The organism is Acaryochloris sp. IP29b_bin.137 (assembly GCF_028285745.1).
In the GTDB taxonomy this organism is placed as follows: Bacteria; Cyanobacteriota; Cyanobacteriia; order Thermosynechococcales; family Thermosynechococcaceae; genus Acaryochloris.
On the sequence record NZ_JANQOP010000255.1, the window covers coordinates 1 to 19,568 of the forward strand.

Annotated in this window: 21 protein-coding genes; 14 read left to right on the plus strand and 7 right to left on the minus strand. The window is 48.2% G+C overall.

Annotated elements, in window-relative coordinates; translation table 11 throughout:
- Window positions 1–190 precede the first annotated feature (190 nt).
- From Q0991_RS18015 to Q0991_RS18035, 5 genes are all read left to right on the plus strand, one after another.
- A complete protein-coding gene (locus Q0991_RS18015) occupies window positions 191–1,054 on the plus strand; it encodes an alpha/beta hydrolase (protein WP_299490977.1) in 864 nt (287 codons plus the stop codon).
- Between the two features lie 193 nt (window positions 1,055–1,247).
- Window positions 1,248–2,687 carry a serine/threonine-protein kinase gene (locus Q0991_RS18020; RefSeq protein ID WP_299490923.1) on the plus strand — a complete coding sequence of 480 codons (1,440 nt, stop codon included), beginning with the start codon at window positions 1,248–1,250 and terminating at the stop codon, window positions 2,685–2,687.
- A 91-nt stretch (window positions 2,688–2,778) separates the two neighbouring features.
- The gene (gene crtA / locus Q0991_RS18025; protein ID WP_299490926.1) at window positions 2,779–3,636 is read left to right on the plus strand and encodes a cyanoexosortase A; all 858 of its coding nucleotides are present in this window, start codon (window positions 2,779–2,781) and stop codon (window positions 3,634–3,636) included.
- 36 nt (window positions 3,637–3,672) lie between these two features.
- Complete coding sequence (locus Q0991_RS18030) at window positions 3,673–4,410, plus strand: HpsJ family protein (protein WP_299490929.1); 738 nt, start codon at window positions 3,673–3,675, stop codon at window positions 4,408–4,410.
- Window positions 4,411–4,483: 73 nt separating this feature from the next.
- A complete protein-coding gene (locus Q0991_RS18035) occupies window positions 4,484–4,906 on the plus strand; it encodes a hypothetical protein (protein ID WP_299490932.1) in 423 nt (140 codons plus the stop codon).
- Between the two features lie 4 nt (window positions 4,907–4,910).
- On the opposite strand, the gene Q0991_RS18040 is transcribed toward Q0991_RS18035, so the two are convergent.
- From Q0991_RS18040 to Q0991_RS18050, 3 genes are read right to left on the minus strand one after another with little or no spacing between them, the layout of a single operon-like run.
- Window positions 4,911–5,846 carry a permease-like cell division protein FtsX gene (locus Q0991_RS18040; RefSeq protein ID WP_299490935.1) on the minus strand — a complete coding sequence of 312 codons (936 nt, stop codon included), beginning with the start codon at window positions 5,844–5,846 and terminating at the stop codon, window positions 4,911–4,913.
- Window positions 5,846–6,610 carry a cell division ATP-binding protein FtsE gene (gene ftsE / locus Q0991_RS18045; protein ID WP_366525005.1) on the minus strand — a complete coding sequence of 255 codons (765 nt, stop codon included), beginning with the start codon at window positions 6,608–6,610 and terminating at the stop codon, window positions 5,846–5,848. Before ftsE ends, Q0991_RS18040 begins: the two co-directional genes overlap by 1 nt.
- A gap of 7 nt (window positions 6,611–6,617) precedes the next feature.
- Window positions 6,618–7,358: a WecB/TagA/CpsF family glycosyltransferase gene (locus tag Q0991_RS18050; RefSeq protein ID WP_299490980.1), complete on the minus strand. Its 741-nt coding sequence runs from the start codon at window positions 7,356–7,358 to the stop codon at window positions 6,618–6,620.
- Window positions 7,359–7,722: 364 nt separating this feature from the next.
- Here Q0991_RS18050 and Q0991_RS18055 point away from each other — a divergent pair, with 364 nt between their 5' ends.
- From Q0991_RS18055 to Q0991_RS18065, 3 genes are all read left to right on the plus strand, one after another.
- On the plus strand, window positions 7,723–8,484 hold the full coding sequence (locus tag Q0991_RS18055) for a YebC/PmpR family DNA-binding transcriptional regulator (protein ID WP_299490941.1): 762 nt from the start codon (window positions 7,723–7,725) through the stop codon (window positions 8,482–8,484).
- A 219-nt stretch (window positions 8,485–8,703) separates the two neighbouring features.
- Complete coding sequence (locus Q0991_RS18060; RefSeq protein WP_299490948.1) at window positions 8,704–8,973, plus strand: hypothetical protein; 270 nt, start codon at window positions 8,704–8,706, stop codon at window positions 8,971–8,973.
- Between the two features lie 53 nt (window positions 8,974–9,026).
- Entirely contained in the window at window positions 9,027–9,683 is a 657-nt protein-coding gene (locus Q0991_RS18065; protein WP_299490951.1) for a pentapeptide repeat-containing protein, read from the plus strand.
- On the opposite strand, the gene Q0991_RS18070 is transcribed toward Q0991_RS18065, so the two are convergent.
- Window positions 9,674–10,348, minus strand: a complete 675-nt coding sequence (locus tag Q0991_RS18070; RefSeq protein ID WP_299490954.1) for an ABC transporter permease — start codon at window positions 10,346–10,348, stop codon at window positions 9,674–9,676. The genes Q0991_RS18065 and Q0991_RS18070 overlap by 10 nt on opposite strands.
- 130 nt (window positions 10,349–10,478) lie before the next feature.
- Here Q0991_RS18070 and Q0991_RS18075 point away from each other — a divergent pair, with 130 nt between their 5' ends.
- Window positions 10,479–11,282, plus strand: a complete 804-nt coding sequence (locus Q0991_RS18075; RefSeq protein ID WP_299490957.1) for a precorrin-2 C(20)-methyltransferase — start codon at window positions 10,479–10,481, stop codon at window positions 11,280–11,282.
- A 228-nt stretch (window positions 11,283–11,510) separates the two neighbouring features.
- Window positions 11,511–13,421, plus strand: coding sequence for a diguanylate cyclase (locus Q0991_RS18080; protein ID WP_299490959.1), 1,911 nt, complete (start codon window positions 11,511–11,513; stop codon window positions 13,419–13,421).
- A gap of 22 nt (window positions 13,422–13,443) precedes the next feature.
- Here Q0991_RS18080 and Q0991_RS18085 read toward each other — a convergent pair whose 3' ends face one another.
- Window positions 13,444–14,034 (minus strand): DUF1997 domain-containing protein, encoded by a 591-nt coding sequence (locus tag Q0991_RS18085; protein WP_299490962.1) that lies wholly within the window; start codon window positions 14,032–14,034, stop codon window positions 13,444–13,446.
- 121 nt (window positions 14,035–14,155) lie between these two features.
- On the opposite strand from Q0991_RS18085, the gene pheA reads away from it, so the two are divergent.
- Both pheA and Q0991_RS18095 read left to right on the plus strand, forming a co-directional pair.
- Complete coding sequence (gene pheA / locus Q0991_RS18090) at window positions 14,156–15,040, plus strand: prephenate dehydratase (protein WP_299490964.1); 885 nt, start codon at window positions 14,156–14,158, stop codon at window positions 15,038–15,040.
- Between the two features lie 98 nt (window positions 15,041–15,138).
- Window positions 15,139–16,461: an ATP-binding protein gene (locus Q0991_RS18095; protein ID WP_299490966.1), complete on the plus strand. Its 1,323-nt coding sequence runs from the start codon at window positions 15,139–15,141 to the stop codon at window positions 16,459–16,461.
- Here Q0991_RS18095 and Q0991_RS18100 read toward each other — a convergent pair.
- Entirely contained in the window at window positions 16,426–17,358 is a 933-nt protein-coding gene (locus Q0991_RS18100; RefSeq protein ID WP_299490969.1) for an FHA domain-containing protein, read from the minus strand. The genes Q0991_RS18095 and Q0991_RS18100 overlap by 36 nt on opposite strands.
- A gap of 442 nt (window positions 17,359–17,800) precedes the next feature.
- Here Q0991_RS18100 and Q0991_RS18105 point away from each other — a divergent pair, with 442 nt between their 5' ends.
- Together Q0991_RS18105 and yidD are read left to right on the plus strand one after the other, a co-directional pair.
- Entirely contained in the window at window positions 17,801–18,214 is a 414-nt protein-coding gene (locus Q0991_RS18105; protein ID WP_299490971.1) for a hypothetical protein, read from the plus strand.
- A gap of 191 nt (window positions 18,215–18,405) precedes the next feature.
- A complete protein-coding gene (yidD, locus tag Q0991_RS18110; protein WP_299490982.1) occupies window positions 18,406–18,792 on the plus strand; it encodes a membrane protein insertion efficiency factor YidD in 387 nt (128 codons plus the stop codon).
- Between the two features lie 179 nt (window positions 18,793–18,971).
- Here yidD and Q0991_RS18115 read toward each other — a convergent pair whose 3' ends face one another.
- Window positions 18,972–19,523: a DUF2854 domain-containing protein gene (locus tag Q0991_RS18115; protein ID WP_299490974.1), complete on the minus strand. Its 552-nt coding sequence runs from the start codon at window positions 19,521–19,523 to the stop codon at window positions 18,972–18,974.
- Window positions 19,524–19,568: the final 45 nt, after the last annotated feature.

The window sequence follows — 19,568 nt, forward strand, 5'->3', positions numbered from 1 at the left end:
GACTTGCTTGAAGACGTCAATTAGGGTGCTCATTACTTCTTCCATTACGAGGTTGAGTCATCCTAATTTTTCTATAGGTAATTTAAAACAGCCCTGCCCGTAACGCTCAGTTGCCTTTAATTTGGATGACAATCAAGCTGGACAATCCATTTCTTTTTGTCGTCGAGACAATATCAATACCTACACATAGATTGGGCATTCTGCATTCTTTGATACCCTAGAAGCTGATCCAGCAAAGGAAATCCTATTTTATGTCCATGGATTTTCGAATTTACCGGAGCCCGCGATTTTCCCAACAACAGAAGAATTGCAAAATCACTTCGATGCTCTCAGAGGTCAAGGGAAACAAATTCGGGTAGTTCCCCTTATTTGGCCATGTGATAACGATCGTGGCATTTTGGGAGACTACTTTGACGATCAGATGGCTGCGGATGCAAGTGACATCGCATTTATGCGGTTCTTCGAATGGTATTTTGACTGGCTGAATCAACGAAATGGAGGTCAAGCGGATGCAAAAATAGCGGCTCCCTTCAGCAAAAATTTGAATATCCTCACCCATTCAATGGGGGCTCGGGTTTTAAGGGGGGCACTTAACCGTGCTGTTCAATATTTTCAATTGAATGGCTTTCCTCTCATTTTCCGAAATATTTTCCTTTCGGCATCCGATATTGTCAATGAAGCCCTAGAAGCAGGGGAAGAAGGCCAGTGGATTCCTTCATCAGCAAGAAATGTGGCAGTCTATTATGCGTCTGATGATTGGGCATTACGAACGGCCATCGTTGCGAATTTAGGCAACCTGATAGCCTCAAGACGATTAGGTCAAAAAGGGCCAGAAAATTTTAATGCAGTGCCTAGTAATGTCTTCGCGTTTGATTGCGGAGACTTTAACAATCGATACGATCCCATTGGTCATGGGTACTTTGCCAGTGAAGATCAAAAGAAACAGAAGCCTGGGTTAGTGCTGAAACATATGCATGCCACTATCCAGAGGGGGCGAATGGTTATTCCCGATGGACAGCGGGATGTTGTCTTAGATGCAACCGTGCTGAGATGATCCTGTCGGTCATCAGTCTAAGGCCCTGAAACCCGTGACTCTGTGACTGTTCTGGCGGGTATATCCAACCGTTGGGGGAGGGCCTTAGAGAGATTCAGAGTCAACTCCCCGAACCTTTGGATACGCCCTGTTCTGGCAGATGCATAGTCTGACCATCATAATTGAGATGTGGTTCAGGCCAAATTGAGTCACCATGTTTCAGATTGGGCAACGCTTAGAGGGGCGATATCAGCTGCGGCAGCAGTTGAGGGCTCAACCCACTCGACAGACCTGGTTAGCAACCGACCATCAGGCCCCCTCTAAACCCAAGCCGGTCATTATCAAGTTTTTGGCTTTTGGACGAGGAATGGCATGGGATGAGATGAAATTATTTGAGCGAGAAGTTCAAGTTCTACAGCAGTTGAATCATCCCCAAATTCCTCAATACCTTGATTCTTTTAATATCCCCTCCCCTGAACCATGGTTGGGTTTGATACAAGAATATATTTCGGGGAAAAACTTACAAGCCCTGATTGATAAGGGCCAGCCATTCTCGGAATCTCAGATCTATGATTTGGCCACCCAGGTTTTAAGAATCCTGATCTATCTACACGAGCAGTATCCCCCTATCCTTCACAGAGATATCAAACCCAGTAATCTGATCCTGACGCCGGACCAGACCGTCTTCTTGGTTGACTTTGGAGCTGTTCAAAATCAATTGCCCCAGATAGGTCGTTCATTTACGGTTGTGGGCACCTATGGCTATACCCCCTTAGAGCAGTTTGGCGGGCAAGCTGTCCCCGCCTCAGATTTATATAGTTTAGGAGCGACACTAGTTCATGTGCTGACGGGGCTAGCTCCAGCCGAATTGACCCAACCGGATTTACGGTTACAGTTTCGCGAGGGTCCAAGATCGGCTTATGCCCTCCGGATAGCATGCAACAGCCATCGCATCACCCTCACCCATCATCTCGCCACTTGGCTAGAGAAAATGACAGCCCCCGCCTTAGCCGATCGATTTGATTCTGCAAGAGCAGCATTATTGGCGTTAACCCCACCTCATGCCAGTCCCAGTCCGGCTCCGGTTCTGGGGACAAGCACTCAACGACTCCAACTTGAAACCAACCCCAAGCATTTGCAGGTCCGTATCTACCCTATTTGGTCTGCGCCCTTACTAAGGTTGCAAGATCTAGCCGGAATGACTTTTCTGACCCTTTTGGGACCTGTGGTCTTTGGTGCTCTATCCCTGTTGCCCCTTGGATTAATCTTTACTCGCCAAGCTCTAGTCTCGGGAGATATTAGTGGCATGAGTCTTGGATTACTGTTGCTCTGTCTTGGCAGTATTCCTTGGTTTACGGGCCTAAATTGGCTGAAGCAGAACTTAACGAGCACTATCATCGAAAGTTTGGGTCACTGCTTTGTGATCAAATATCAGCTATGGGGATGGACCTATTGGCAATATTCCTCCTTCTATAAAGACATCACCGAGATCTACTCAGTACCGCTGACTGGGGAAGAAGAAACGGTGATGATCAATTGCACTAGTCGAGCAGCTTTAGCTTTGGCGAATCATCTCAATCGGTCGGACAGCCAGCTCCTGATCCAGACATTGCAACAGTGGATGACCCGCGATAAATCACATTCCCCAGTTTGAACGCTAAGGGTTGTAGCCCCTCATCTCCTCCGATCAATTGCTAACCTAGAAAATATTCTTTGCTGATGGTGAAAGAGAGGGATATCAGTCCATGACCATTAGAGGTCTCTCCATCTACACAGGGCATCAGATCAAAATTCCTATTATTGTTTTGCTAGGATTGATGAGCTGTATGCTGGCCCTTTACTTCAGTGCCAATCTGAGAGCGGATAAAGTGGCCCATTTAGCCATGAGCCTCGTGTTTTTATGCGCAGCCTTGTCCAGTTTGTGGGATCGGCGACAACAACTGTCCTTCGGCAGCAACATTCTCTCCCTTGGGTTGGGCACTTGTATTGTGGCTGGAATCCTTTACCAAAGCTTCCGCTCCCCGGCAGGCTGGTATCTTGCCTTCGCCCCTGTTGTTGCTGCCATCGGCGTTATGCTGTTGGCTTCGGGTTATCAGGCTATAGGTCAATATCGAACCGAATTATTAACCCTCTTTTGCCTGGGTCTGCCGAAACTGCTGCTCAAATTTATCCCCGATATCTCCCCCTTCACTGCTCAATTTTCAACTTACTTACTTTGGTATTCAGGGTTTTCCGTTCGACTCACCGATAATCTTATTCAGTTACCCGATGGGGCTGTTAGGGTTGTGCCGTCTTGCTCGGGTTTGAACTTAATGACCTATATGTTTGCCATCACCTTGATCTTTCTGCTGATGTTTCCCTTGCCAACAACGGAGAAAATCATAGCGCCCATTGTGGCGGTTACCCTGGGATTTTTTATCAATGGCATCCGTGTTGCCTTGTTGGCGCTCCTCTCGACGCAAAACAATCCAGCACTATTTGACTATTGGCATAGCAATGATGGCGCCCTCCTCTTTGTCATGCTCACAGTCTTGCTGTTCGGCTTATTTTGCTGGTGGATAGTGTGTCAAACTCAGGGGCAAAGTCCTGAAGAAGCGCCTTAAAGGCGTAAGATTGGGCGAGAGCGTATCGTTTTGTCCATGACTCAATCTAAATTAGACCGATTATGGCGTTCCTATGCCACTCAATCTCGATCAACAACGCTAATTCGTTGGTTGGGTTATGGCCTCCTACTTTTGGCATTTTTGGACCTGGGAGCCATCCTTATTCCGTTCAGATTAATGGACCCCATGTGGGAATTTAGAAGCATTGGTGACATCGTAGAGCGTATCCCTGTCCCCCTAATTGGCTTTGTTATGGTTTTTTGGGGGGAGCAAGAGTATCGGCGTCCCGGTGAAAAAATTGTCGTCAAACTTTTGACTTGGATGACGCTATGCATGGCCCTTGTCTTGTTTGCATTAATTCCGCTTTGTATGGTGAACTCGCAACGCATCCACAATTCAAGGATATCGAGGGTCAGCGCCTTTCAAGATCAACGACTGGCTCTCGTTCAGCAATTAGAGAATAAGCTTCGCCAGACTAATTCAGTGGACGAGTTTCAGATGTTGCTGTCTCAAGCCCTCAATAATCGCCTCCCTGCTAATTTTGATTCTAGTCAGCCCCTGTCCGAAATCAAAGTTCAACTCCCAGCCCTGCTCGACCCTGCACGCTCTGAAATTAAGCGACAAGCTCAAGTCGCCCGAGAACAACACGAAAATGCTAGACCCAGCTTACTGAAGCACAGTGTTAAATGGTCTTTGGGGGCTTTAATCGGTGCTGTTATTAGCTTACGGATTTGGCAAAGCACCCGCTGGGCTCGAAAAAAATCCTATTTGTAGGATAAGCTACAATGACGGCATAATCCTTCAAACTCGAAAAAGAACGAAAATTACCGATTATTCCCTAATTGGTATGACTTTGGTCCTTGAGAATGCTGGCTTCCCCCGAGTAAAACTAGAATATCTATTGTTTCTCCCTCAAGCACAAACTCCAGCCATGTCAGAAGCTGAAAACTGTGATGATCCTTGGCAAACTCCGTCCAGTGAACTAGATCCAGAGTTACTGACAACCTCTCAACGATTGATGGCAAAGTCAGACCGTCAAGTGCCCGCATCTGAGTTTCAAACCCTGTCGCCAGAAGCCGAAGCAGCTCGTCAAAAAATTGTGGAATTAGAGCTGCAACAACAAAGAATTTTTCAACGCAATGTCAGTTTAACTGCCGAAGTTGCTCGATTGCGGGCTCAGAATCAACGCCTTGTGCAAGAATTGGCCCAATTTCAACAGCAGCAACCTCAACCGAAATCGAGCTGGTTCCGCCAAATTTTCCGGCGTTGAACCACTATCGATGGGCAAATCGACGAACGGCAAATAAGCTACCAATAATTCCGACAATACTGCCAAAACCCAATAGGATCAGCGGCAAGACAACCAACTGCCCTGCGTTCAGTCGCAGCCCCTCTCCCACCGCCTGAAGAAAAGCAGGTTGTTGGGCAAAAGCCGTTTGCATCAATTGGCGAGTAACAAAGATTAATCCCCAAGCCAGCACAGCGCCCACTAGGCCAAAGGTAATTCCCTGCAGAACAAAGGGTAAATAAATCCAGCTGGTTGTGGCACCCACTAATTTCATCACTTCAATTTCTTGCGTGCGAGCCACTACAATTAGCCGAATCGTGGTGGTGATGACTGCGATCGCAGTGATGGTGAGTAAGGCCACTACCCCTAAACTAATTTGACTGAGCCCCCGATTGAGTTGCGTCAGGTTCTTAAGGGCTTCATCCAGATATTGAACAGATTCAACCCCCCGGAGGCGGGCGATCTTTTGCGCCAGAGAGGGGACGGCTGCCGCAGTTTTAGCCTGCACCTTGAGGGCATCTACCAGGGGATTTTCCCCCAACCCTTCGGTTGCCCCAGCGATATCCGTAGTCCCTAAATCGGAGAGGAGATCCTGCCAAGCTTGTTCTTTAGGAATCACTTCAATACTCGATACATCTGGAAATTGAGCAATGGAAGACTTCAGTTGCTCACCGGGAGTCTCTGCTTGGAGATAGACGGCCACTTCAAACCGAGATCCCAATTGATTTAATAGGCCGCTGACCTGCCACGACGTTTGCAGGCTGACGCCCAGGAGAAAGAGTAAGACGGTGACGGTACTGATGGCGGCCCAATTCATCCATCCCCCTCGTCGGAGTCCGCGGGTGGTTTCTTGGAGCAAATAGCTCAGCTTGGTGGCGATGAGTTGAAATTGTTCCGGAATCTGAGACGAGGGAGAACGCATTAGATCACCTGTTCTGCGGGGACCACCTGTAGACGTCCTTGATCCAGTTGGGCGACGGGCGCTTGAACCGCTTCGATTAAGCCCATGTCGTGGGTTGTGATCACGACCGTGATACCCAGGCTGTTAAGCTTTTTGAGAATACCCAAAACCTGAAGGGCATTGTCTTGATCGAGATTGCCGGTGGGTTCATCCGCTAATAATAATTTGGGAGAACCGACAATCGCCCGGGCAATACTGGCTCGCTGCTGTTCTCCACCGGACAACTGGCTAGGAAAACAATCCATCCGCTGTTGCAGACCAACCAGTTTTAAGGTCGGCAGCAAGCGCCGTTCAATTTCGGCTTTCGGCACCCCTTGCGATCGCAACACAAAGGCCACATTTTCAGCTACGGTCCACCGGGGGATTAACTTATAGTCTTGAAAGACGACCCCCAACTTGCGCCGAAGATGAGAGAGCCGATTTCCCCTCAGCAACCCGACATTCGTCCCTGCTACGCGGACTTCGCCTCGATCCGCTTGCTCCGCGCCATACATTAACTTCATTAAAGTGGTTTTCCCGGCCCCCGAGGCTCCGGTCACAAACAGGAAGTCGCCTTGCTTCAAGGTCAAATTGATATTTAACAAGCTAAACCGGGTTTGTGGATAGACCTTACAAACATTCCGTAGCTGCACCGTATAATGGGCATTCGCTGGGGTTTCAACTTGAGCTTGCAATCGTTGAAAGGTCGAAGACATGGTGGGAGTGGAAAAAGTCGCTTGAGTCATTGCTAATTTAGTTCAGAGTATCTATCAAAGAGCACCAGGCAAACTGGGGCAACGCCATCATCCGCCGCCACCGCCAGGGTTCTTGGTAGAGGCGATAGACCCATTCCAGGTTGTTGTTACAGAGCCAACTTGGGGCCCGCGTTTTCGTCTCCGCCCAGATATCAAAACTGCCACCCACCCCAACCCAAAGGGCCTGGGGACAGAGGTGACGATGTTCGGCGATCCAAAATTCTTGTCGAGGAACGCCCAAGCCGACAAAAATAACTTGGGGTTGTTGTTCCTGCAGAGTATGGAGAAAAGCTTCCATCTCAGCCCCTGCGATAAAGCCATGTTGAGTGCCCGCAATATTGATAGTCGGGATCTGTTGCTGCCATTTTTGCGCGGCCACATCGGTGACGCCCGGTTCTCCACCATAAAAGAAGAAAGACCAGGGCTGTTGTTGCACGGAACGTTTAAGCAACGCTTCTGCCATCTCAATGCCTGGACAGCGATCAATTTTTCGTCCCCGAATGCGAAAATGCATCACCACACCTGCACCGTCTGGAATCACCAGTTCTGCAGATTGAATCACTTGCAATAGCTGAGGATTTTGGCGAGCCTGCATGGTCATTTCTGCATTTAAAGTGACGATATGCAGTCCGCGCTCTTGTGCGATTTGGGCTGCCAACCATTCCGTATAATCTGGCAGGATATCGACCGATAATCCCAAAATGGGTAAGGATTGAGGTTGCTCAGAGGTTAGCTGCATTTGCACCGGTTCTATATCCCTGCACTTGATGTCAGTGTGATAGCAAGATCCTGGAGTTGATCCCCACAAGGGCAGTAATAATCCTCTTTTTCGGAGAAAAAAAGGTTGCTGTAATCGTAGGTTACCCACAGAATTTACTCATCCTGCCATTATCGCTTAACCGCGGTCGATGGTGACGTAATCCAATCGACACTTATGCGAGACGGGCTTAACGCGGTGATTTGGAGAGTAAATTCTGGATTGCGATTCCCCTGTAATGTTATCTGCCGTTCAAGGAAAATTTATGCATTGCCAGCCGCCCCAAACCGAGTGCCATAATAAAAGTCGCATTCATCTCCAACGTTGTTGATTTTCTCGCTGACGCATGGCAGGACATAGTAAATGGGCAAATATTAAACGGCAAAAGGCCCGAGTGGATGCCAAAAAGGGAAAAGTCTTTGCTCGCCTTTCCAGGGCCATTATTGTCGCCGCCAAACATGGTTCCTCTGATCCCAATGGTAATTTCCAATTACGGTCCGCCATCGATAAAGCAAAGGCAGCAGGCATTCCCAACGAAAATATAGAACGAGCTATTGCTAAAGGCTCCGGCCAGTTGGATGCAGATGGAGATCAATGGGAAGAAATTCGCTATGAAGGTTATGGTATCGGCGGCGTGGCGCTACTGATTGAAGCGATGACCGATAATCGCAATCGGACGGCGGCGGATTTGCGGGCTGCCTTCAACAAATATGGGGGAAATTTGGGTGAAACGGGATGCGTCGGGTGGATGTTCCAACAACGGGGGATTATTTCTGTGGCGGGGCCGGTGGATGAAGATCAACTGCTGGAGTCTTTGGTGGAGGCTGGAGCTGACTCTTATGAGTTTGTTGAAGAAGATGACCAAACCATCGCTGAAGTCAGTACAGTGGTCTCTCTGTTAGAAACGGTAACGGCAGCCCTGAAAAGTCAAAAATTTCAGGTTTTGGATGCTGAATTGCGCTGGATCGGTGATACCTCCGTTGCGATCGCAGATCCCGACCAAGCCAAATCTCTCATTCGACTTATGGATGCGATTGAAGAATTGGATGATGTTCAAGCCGTAACAGCGAACGTTGAGTTTACGGACGGAGTATTAGTGAGTCTCTAGGGGATCTCAATCTGATGGTTCTCAGAACATTCGTCTTCGAGCTGAGGGTCTAGACCACCCCATCCTCGGCACTTACAGATATCGACTCACTTGATCTGTTCATCCTCAAGAAGGGGCACCTTAAGTGAAAGAATATCAACCTTTCTCCCTATTTAGAGTGAATAGTGAGTAAAGGGGCATCCTTGAAATCATCTAAATCTCACGCAAGAACGACTCTTTATGCTTTCTTATGATCCTTTAACAAAGCGTCTTGGCAGTTATCTCATTGATGCTGGCTTACTCACCGAATCGCAAGTGGATGTGGCTTTAAACGATCAGGAGGCCACGGGGATGCGGTTTGGTGATATTCTCGTTGAGCGTGGGTGGGTAAAACGGCAAACCATTGAGTACCTGACCCGTAAAATCATCCGTATGGAACGTGAAATTGGTGAACCCCTTAAGTCTGGACTGATTGAAACCAGTTATAGCAGGAAGAAAAAGAAGCACTAGTTCATCACTAGCCTGCGTTATCTTTGCCCTATTCAATTGGACAGCTCAAGTAAATGGTCAACGCAGAACATCTCGATTTAATCAAGCAAGGCGTTGAAGTTTGGAATAATTGGCGTGCTCAAAACCTCTTAACTCGCCCCGATTTGGAAGGGGCTAACTTAAGTGGGCATATTTTGGAATATGCAAATCTGGATCAGGCTAACCTCGCCTATTCCAATTTGGAAGGGGCTGATTTACGTCAAGCCAACTTGCATAAAGCGAGTCTGAAAGGGGCTAACTTGCGCATGGCCGATTTGATCCATGCCAATTTGGAAACTGCCCATCTTGAATGCGCCAACTTAGAAGGCGCTGATTTGTACAAAACCAATCTGACCCAAGCTAAATGTCATAAAGCCAACTTATCCAAAGCCATTATTCGCAGAGCAAACCTCGTCGGTGCCAATCTAAAAGCCACAGAGAATTCCCTAACCGACTATTTTCAAGCCAATATGATGCGGGTTAACCTCTACATGGCTAACGCCAATCAAGCCAATTTAGAAGGGGCAAATTTAATCGAAGCGAATCTGGGCTTAGCCAACTTTTTAGAAGCGAATCTCCGCAAAGCGAATCTTTGTCGTGCCAATTTATACCGGGCCAATCTATGCCGTGCTAATCCCTATGAAGCCCTTCTCAAGGGAACAACGATGCCGGATGGCACCATTCATGAGTGACTTGCCCTGGGGAGGGATTGCGGAAGCCGATCCAAGATGAATTCGGCCATCAGTGCCAAACCCGCTACTGGAATAGCACCGACCAATAGAATGGCGGGATCGTTTAAAGCAAAACCTAACGTTATAAAGGTTCCTAACCCGCCAGCGCCAATAAATGCAGCTAAAGTTGCACTGGCAATCACCTCTAGAGTGGCCGTTTTTAGCCCTGCTAAGACGATAGGTAGGGCAAGGGGCAGATCAACGTGATAAAACAATTGCCAGGAAGTCATCCCCATTGCTAATCCTGCTTCTCGAACGACACTAGGAACGGTGCGAAAACCAACTTCCGTTGCTAGTAAGATGGGCGGTATGGCGAGGGCGCACAGTGCTATGGCCGCTGCCTGAAAGGTGAGCCCGAGAAGGGGGATCAGTAAAAATAAAATGGCAAGGCTGGGAATCACGCGTAAAGCATTAAACAGATTGAGCACCGTTGCCACAATAGCCTGGGAAAACAGCGTTCCTTTCCTAGACCAAGCAGCACATTGCCAACCCAAATATCCACCCATCAGCATCGCGATGACTAAGGGGACAATAACCAATAGGAGGTGCTGCTGGGTCGCCTCCATAACTCGATCCGAGTGGGACCCGGCATAACGAGATGCATCACGGAGAATCTCAAAGACCATGGTTCCGTTGTTTGATCATTTGCCTGTTCTGAGCGGACAAGGTTAACTAACCTCCTTGATGTTGAATTGGGCAGAGCTGTGGAATGGAAACCCCAAGGGTTACAACAATCAACGGTCTAAACTAAGATTGATGGTTTTCACGCAGGCCGTTGCTTTGGCAGAACCTCCGACGATTGGGACCTTATACGGGATTGGAGTGGGTCCCGGTGATTCAGAACTCATTAGCCTAAAAGGGCTGCGCTACCTCCAGCAATGCCCTATTGTGGCCTATCCTGCGGGCCTAGAGGGTCAGCCAGGCATCGCTGAGCAAATTATTGCCCCATGGTTAACTTCCCAGCAGCAGATTCCCCTCACTTTCCCTTATGTCCACAATCCGCACCAGCTGCAACAGGCTTGGCAGGTGGCAGCATCAACCATTTGGCACTATCTGTCTCAAGGGCAAGATATTGCGTTTGCCTGTGAGGGGGATGTGGGGGTCTATAGTACCTTTACCTATCTGGCCGAGACCCTAGCCAACCTTTATCCTCACGCCATGATCCAGCGGATACCCGGGATCAGTTCTCCGATGGCGGCGGCAGCAGCCTTAGATATCCCTTTAGCCTATCAACCGGAACAAGTTGCGATCATCCCTGCCCTCCAGCGGTTAGAAACGTTGCCAGAAGCGCTTGCTTGGGCGGATGTGGTGGTGTTGCTTAAAGTCAGTAAAGTCTATACCACGGTTTGGCAACTTCTCAAAAAACTCAATTTGTTGCAGACCAGTTATGTAGTAGTGCGGGCAAGCATGGCCAATCAACAAATTTATCAAGATCTCGAGCGATATCCTGATTTGCAACTGCCCTACTTTTCCCAACTGATCATTGTCACAAGCGATAGAGGGCAACCGGGCACCCAGGAAGCACCCGAGACCGACCCGATTGAACCATCAGGAACATAAAGAACGGTGCCAGATCCATTGCATTGGTTGAGTGAATCATTAAATGGGGAATGCTAGGGCTACTCTTAAACGCTTAACGATAATTTATTAAGGTTTTGGATGGCTTAAATCTCTCAATCCCTCAATCCCTGAGAAAAGCAGTTTGCATAATACTCAGGCGTCTCCCTCAATGTCTAGATGACGGGATGATCAGTCGTTGGCACAGTCTACCTTGATTACAAGTTCTACATGAAGGCTTTTTCCCAAAATTCAGCTGAGTCCTCATCTTCCACCCCCACTCCAGCTGAACGGTCAGTCCCTCCCCGACCTATTTTGTCTCAGGTGGATACTTTACCCACTCCATCCACTGCCAGTCGGTTTGCCCAAATGTTGGCGCCCTTAACCCAGCAAACCTTTCGGCACGTGATTCACCAAGTCAAGCAAGAATTGAGCATTGTCCACCAAACCCTTTCCATGTTGGAGAATCAGGGGTTCCAGGGGGTGCTGAATGATTTATTGCACTCGATTGCCCAGAAAATTGGTGAACTGCTAGATGCCGATCGCACCACCATATTTATGTTGGATACTGAACGGCATGAACTTTGGTCTATGGTCCAAGATGAGGGAGACTCCGGGGCTATAGAAATTCGAATTCCGGCCGATCGGGGGATTGCGGGGTATGTTGCCACCCACTGCGAAACGATTAACATCCCCTATGATTTTTACCATGACCCTCGCTCAGAGGAAGCGAAGAAGCAAGACCGACGGACCAGTTACCGAACCTACACGTTATTGGCTATTCCAATCCTCGATCAGCAGGGGCAACTGCTGGCGGTTGTGCAGATGCTCAACAAAATCCAGCCTCAGGTTGACCCTGCCCTTCCCCTGAGTCAGCGCATTCATCAATATGGGTTTGGCCCAGCGGATGAAACTCTGTTTGCTGAATTTGTGGATGTGATTGGCTTACTGCTGGAAAGTTCCAAAGCTTTTTATGCGGCAGCCCAAAAACAACGGGCGGCCCATGCCCTGATGACCGCAACACACTTTTTAGGTCAAAGTGGATGGTCGCTAGAAGAAACGTTGCATTGCATTATGGCAGAAGCCAAACAGCTGCTGCAGGCCGAAGATTCCATTCTGTGGGTCGTGGATCGAGATCGCAATCGACTATGGACCGATGCAGAGACGCCCCACCCGCAAATCCCGTTAGGAGATGGACCATTGAGCAAACTGGTCGAGACAGGGCAGCCCATTAACCTTGCGTTTAACCATCCTCCGGTATCAACACACCAGTTTGGGGGCAATACCCCCCTATACAGCTTGCTTTGTCTGCCTGTTTTTAATGCTCACGGAACACTGATTGCCATTACTCAATTGGCCAATAAATATCGCCCGAGCGTCCTGCAAGCTGAATCGAAACGGGGAGACGTACCTGAACGGTATCGGATTAACTTCAGTCAGGAAGATGAAGCGTTCCTCGTTGCCTTTAATGCTCAAGCTGGCAGTATTTTAGAGCGCGCCATCGTTAAGGCTGATTTAGAGGAAACTGTTCGAGAACGCACCCAAGCGTTGCATGCTCAAAATAGGCAGCTTCAGCAAGAAATCGAAGAACGGCACCAGGCAGAAGAGAAATTAAAACAACTGAACCAGCAGCTACAACAGCTGAGTCGAAGGGATGGACTCACCCAAATCCATAATCGCCGCAGTTTTGATGAGACTCTAGATCAGGAGTGGAGACGACTTCGGCGGGAACAGCAGCCCCTATCCGTGATTCTGTGTGATGTCGATCATTTCAAGCAATATAACGACACCTATGGTCATCAGGCAGGTGATACCTGTTTACAGCAGGTGGCTTCTACCATTGAAACAAGCGTTAAACGACCGGCTGATATGGTGGCTCGCTATGGCGGTGAAGAATTTGTGGTGTTGTTACCCAACACTCCCCTCGAAGGAGCTACCCATATTGCTGAAATCATTCGAGTGGCTGTTGAGTCCTTGTCAATTCCACATCAAAGCTCATCAGTCAGTCATCGAGTGACCTTAAGCTTAGGGGTTGCTTCGCTTATTCCCAATCTCCAAAATTCGGCGACGACCCTCCTTGAATCCGCTGATGCTGCCCTATATCGTGCCAAGCACAAGGGTCGCAATCGAGTGATCCATTGAATTTGAATTTACGCCGCGCCTGTTAATACGTGGAAGGATTGGCCGATAAGCTTTGCGGGTGAGCCTTGTCCACTGCGAGGGGTTGAGACGTACCTGCCCATTGGAGATAGTCATTGATCAGTTGATGTCCCAGGCGCTGCTTGAAGGTCAAAAAGATGCCTTGAAGGATGCGTTGACCTGCCGCTTCTAAAATCGGTTGAGGCGTCATCCAAAAGAGAGGGGGCAGTTCAACATTGACCTTGACATCGCCTTTGCCCATCAGTTGAGTTGGACCTTCTGCAGGTAGAGGGTAAAGTTTGCCATTTAGTGTGAGATCAAAGCGATTATTAATATATTCGATGCCTCTGATTTCACAGTCAACAGACTGTAAGTGGACGGTGCCATTGGGTTCAGCCCAGACTTTTAGATCAACAACGGGCTGAAAACTTAATGTTAGGAACTCCCGAGGGCGCATGGTTAGGCGAAAACAATCATCACCAAGGCGCTCCACTCGACTGCGATCGGTGAGGGCATAGACTAAGCGTTGGGGCTGACGCAAATAGTGCTGAATGGGCACGGATGCATCAGGAACGGTGATCAATACGGAATGAGAGGCTGCAAAGTTAAGTTGCATAAACGGGAACGTTACGGGACTGTTAAGGTAATTTTACATTTCTTTGGTTTATTCGTGGGGAGATTCTCCATAAGAACATCAACAAACCCAGATAAACTATCTGTAATTATCAGGGGTATCTATGTCGCTATCCATTGCCCATCTTGGACCTGCAGGAACCTATGCCGAACAAGCTGCGATCGCATATGCTGATTGGTACGCAAAACTGACGCAACAGCCGACGCCCATTCTCTGTCCCTGTCCAAGTATTGCTCAAGCCCTCCAATCGACTGCCACTGGCGATACCCAACTCTCTGTTTCTCCCGTTGAAAATTCCATTGAAGGGAGTGTCTCTGTTACCTTAGACACCGTTTGGCAGTTAGATATCCTGCAAATCCGCCAAGCCTTGGTGTTACCCATCCAGCATGTTCTGATTGCTAAAACGCAGCATCTGCCATCTATCCAAGCCGTTTATTCCCACCCTCAAGCCCTTGGGCAATGTCAGACTTGGCTAAAAAAAACATTGCCCCAAGCCACATTGGTGCCTGTCAGTTCGACGACGGATGCGTTGAATTACGTGGATGAAGACGGTTCTATTGCAGCCATCTCCTCAGAGCGGGCGGCCCAGCTGTATCAGCTGCCAGTGGCTCATCGGTCCATCCAAGATCATCCTGACAACTGCACTCGATTTTGGGTCATCAGTCAAAAAGGAACGTCCCATCCAGTTCGTGCCCCTGAAGGCAGTCCCATGTATACCTCTTTGGCGTTCAGCTTACCGGCCAATGTTCCGGGGGCATTGCTCCAGCCCCTTAAAATTTTCAATGATCGGCATATTAATTTAAGCCGGATTGAATCTCGTCCGAGTAAACGGTCTTTGGGAGAATATGTATTTTATGTGGACGCAGAAGCGAACCTCAACACGGCCTTTTTTCAATCGGCATTAGATGAATTGCTGGCTCATACCGAAGTTCTCAAGGTCTTTGGCAGTTATCCGTTAGTGCAAGTTGCTGGACTTAAGGAACTGTAAGACCCCGCGCATGAATCATTGAAACCGTCAAACCATTTGCGCAAATTCAAAAGGACATTGTGAAATAAACTGAAGCAGTACGCATTCCCTGCTTTGCATTGATCTCTGACCCGCCTAGCGTCAACCCTCACCAGATATGGCGTATTCGCCAACAACAGGCCAGCTCTTTATTACTCTACCAATCCGTTTGGGAGAACGAGGTAGGGCAAGCTTTTTTGGCTGTTTTACAGGCTTTGCAACCGCCCGAACCCGATCTATGTCAGGTGTTATGGGTTTATGGGCAATTCTTTCAAACCCTATCTGCGACTCAACAAAGCTGGCGGCATTACTTAGTCCGACAGGTGATGGCGTCAGACAATCCCTTTACTCAGCAAGCCCAACGTTGTCCCCTGGGGCAGTTGCCTCCTGAATTGCTCGCAGCAGCCCGCCATGATCTGACCGTTATCCAGCACCTTTGGCAATGGAACGGAGCGGATCTGGTGCCAGCGGTTGAGCGTATGGGGGGACCAAGCCTACCGTCATTACCGAGTGCCCTTCCAACCGAGGATTCCCCAGCAATGCTGCTGTTACCAGCGTATAGTGACTGGACAGAGGCGTTACCGGCCCTCGCCCAGTATCATTGCCAAGCGGGCTGTGGGCTGATGGCTCAATATCGAGTGTTTAGCTGGCAAGCCCACCAACTCCAAGGCCATCCCTATCCCGATCAGGTTGCCATGGATGAACTGGTGGGCTACGACGATCAGCGGGATCAGTTGATCAAAAATACAGAAGCGCTGCTTCGGGGATATCCAGCTTTGAATATCCTTTTATATGGCAGTCGAGGTGCTGGCAAGTCTGCCATGATTAAAGCCTTGATCCCCCTTTATGGTGATCGAGGCTTGCGCCTGATCGAAGTGCAGCAATCCGCTTTGATTGAGCTGCCTCAGATCATGGAACAGCTCCACAGCCGCCCGCAAAAATTTATTATTTTTGTGGATGACCTCTCGTTTGAAGAAGATGAAGAAAGCTATAAAGCTTTAAAAGTCGTTTTAGAAGGTCATGTAGCTGCCAGACCTAGCCATGTGATTGTCTATGCCACCTCCAATCGTCGGCATTTAATCCGAGAGTTTTCAAAAGATCGACCTCGTCCACAGGATAGTGATGAGATCCATGCTTGGGATACGGTGCAAGAGAAGCTGTCTTTGAGCGATCGATTTGGTCTGACGCTGACATTCACCCCTGCCACTCAAACGACCTACTTAGAGATGGTATTTCACCTTGCAAAGCGAGCTAATCTGTCTCTAAAGGAGAATGAGCTTCAATTTCGGGCTTTGCAATGGGCGACTCGCCACAATGGTCGTTCGGGTCGCACGGCTCGCCAATTGATTGATGTTCTCCAGGCGGAGTTAGCCCTTGCGACGGACATGGGTGACCTGGGTTAAATCTCCGTTTTGCACGGCAGGATTGGATGGCTGAGCGGGGTGAGGTTTGACCGATTTGGGAGGAGGCTGTAATCGCTCGACTTCGCTCAGGAGCGTCTCAAAGGACTGTAAGACTGAGAACAGCTGATCTTGACGGAGGTTTCCCCCTAGGATATTCATCACTCCATTCACCTGCACCACAATGCCAGCGACATTATCCATCAGCTTGGGCTCTCGGAAGGCGGGGAACCAGTTTAAGCAGCCTGCCTGTGCCGCTTTCTGCCGCTCAGACATCAGAATTTGCCGTTCCTGGCTATTGTTCACAATAATGTGGAGTTGGGGGAAAGTTTGAGCGCACCAAGCTGTGACTCCATAGGTTTGGGCACCCAGCACTTGGGTATCCAGGATCAGTAATTGAGGGAGGGACCCGCAGGCTACGCATCGGGGTAAATAGGCTTTGAGATCAATGTCAGGGGATTCCCAAAAGCTGTCTATGGTTTGCGATCGCAAAATGGTTTGCCAAATCTTACCTTGCAACGCATCTGCTTGGAGGAGTAAGACTTGAGCTTGTTCAGGTGTGCCATTCCCGGTCGTTCGATGGGCTGGAATATCTTGAAAAATAAGAGAGGTATCCCCAATTTTGATGCGATCACCATGTTGCAGCCAAACCGGTTGCTTTACGGATCGACCATTATGCTTAGAACCATTGCGACTATTGAGATCGACATAGCAGAAATGTTGATTGACTAGGCTTACCAACTTGGCATGTTGGCGAGACGCACAGCGATCGCTGAGTTGAATCGGATTATTGGGATGCCGTCCCACTGTCCATTCAGAACCTGTTTTAAATTCAAATGGTTCGCGACTCTGTTCAGTTTGAATCAATAATTGGGGTATCCCAAGGGAAGTGGCAATCACACTACATCTAATCCTAAATCTCAGGGAAAACTGTTCTTAGTATGGGCAAGTTGGAGCCCCGACTAAACGTTCAGTCCCAAAATTCTCACTGGTGCCAAGCGTCTAAATTTCAACTTATATTGATTTCAACAGCAAGATCTAAATATCTAGCGAGTAATTTGCATCTATGCTGAAGCAAATAAACACTCCCGTTAAATTTCATCATCTGTCCTCTTATCTAACCGTTTATAGTTGATATTTGGCATTCCGAGCGATGTATGAGTTGTCTCAACTCACAAAAATGTGTAGCGCCTTATTTTCACAATGCCAAGCATAAACAGTAAGGGTGTTGATAACAGAGAAAAGATATTGCTGTGGATCTCAAGATTGATCTTGATGATTCCGGTCTTAGCTATCGGTGGTCCTTTATTTGTTTTGGCGTGTATCATAACGTTTCATAATCATGGAGAACAATAGAATTCTCCATGATTATGAAACAGCATTTAGTCAGCTCTTACATCCTGACGACACGTCAAACATTTATGCGTTTGGTGACGTTAGGCGTTCTCCTGGTAATGGGGATAGTTGCTTTTATTTTATTGGTCAGCTCAGAGAATATTTAGGGAAGTCGGGACAAGTTGAACATTTCTATGTACCAGATAACATGGGTGAGACTTTTTCGAACGGTGAGTTTAATGTTGAATTTGCAGTGAATGGTCGCTTTAACGGTAGAGTCTCCTATGGATTGCATAATCTGTCTCAATGGCCTTTAGAAGATCAGAAAACTGCTGGCCGTAAAATTTATATCGTTTATTGGCTAATTCCTGATTATTTAGTTCAAAATGCTGATAATAGCTTCGATTTTCGCTGTCAATAGCATTTAAAGCAGGCAATGAGGTTGCCCATCACCCGAACACTAGAGGTTGCTTGGGCACCCTGAGTGATGTACCTATTTTTAAAGGCGTTGGGTTTGTGAATAGAGGAATCGTATCTCGTTCTGCTGCTGTGATTGTTCCAGTTGCTCAGGCAGCAGAATGTCTGCACCTTAGCCATCTATTGCGATGGTTCGTGCTGATAAGCGTGCGGAGCTATCAACGTTACCTCTCTCCTTACAAAGGATTTTCATGTGCTCACAGGCGGTTTTATGGGGGAGTGTCTTGTTCAGAATATTTTCGACGCTCAGTCCAGGATGATGGTTTAGCTGCGGCAATCCCGCGCTTTCAAAAGCGTTTGCGAGCCTGCAAAGGCGCGAGTCACCTCTTAAACGCAAGTTTGCCGAATTCAAAAAAACGCCGTAAACAGCGAGAGACCTGTGGGGATTGTGGTGCAGGCTGGTGTGATAGTGCTTGTATTCCCCTAGATGTTTGTGATGTAGCGGATCTGTGCGATTTGGGTTGTGATGTAATGGATGGGTTAGATGGCTGTGGGGATTGTGGTGGATGTGATTGTGGATAGAAGGATAATGCTTATCTGGCCCGCAATAATCTCAACTTAAGATGGTGTGCCGGGGGGCAAAATTGATTGCATTAAGGGGGCTACATGGCAAGATGTCAGCCCCCTTAATGCAATTTACTTAGATTACTGATTGACAGGCGGAGGGCCGCCTTTTACTCACTGCATTGGACTGATGCTGCCTAAGCAGATTTGACAATCAATGAAATATCTACTCGATCTTTACTGGGTTCTTCCACTAAAGCGTTAATCCCAGGGCCAAAAAAGCTGGCAAAGCGGTCTTCTTTCTTCTTCCAGTTCTCAAATGGGACGTAGGGGGTCTCAAATTCTAGTACCAAAGTATAAGCCCCTTCTGTTGTGGTTTCGCGCAGCCCTACCAAAACGGGACATTCATCGACAAAGCTGGGTTTTAGTCCTAGGCGCTCAAGGGCGATATCCAAATGGACCGTTTGTCCATAGCGGTAGCGCGTGACATCTTGACGGACCTGATTTAAGGTCGGGGTTGCTTGGGCTTCTCGCAAGGCTAGCATTTCATCAGAGGGCTCTTCTTTCAGAAAAACAGGCTCAAGTTCAGCCGCTTTCAAGGCCAAAGCGCCCACCAAAACAGGAACACCCACAAAGAATGTCACCACGTTCAAAGTGGTTTCATTATTGATGTAACCCGCCATTCCTAAAACGGAGAGAATGGTTCCAATAATTAAGCCAATGGTTGCGACTGAAGTCCGGCGCAGCATAATACCTCCATAATCGGGTCAAGAAAAAAGTAGAATCGCCCACTC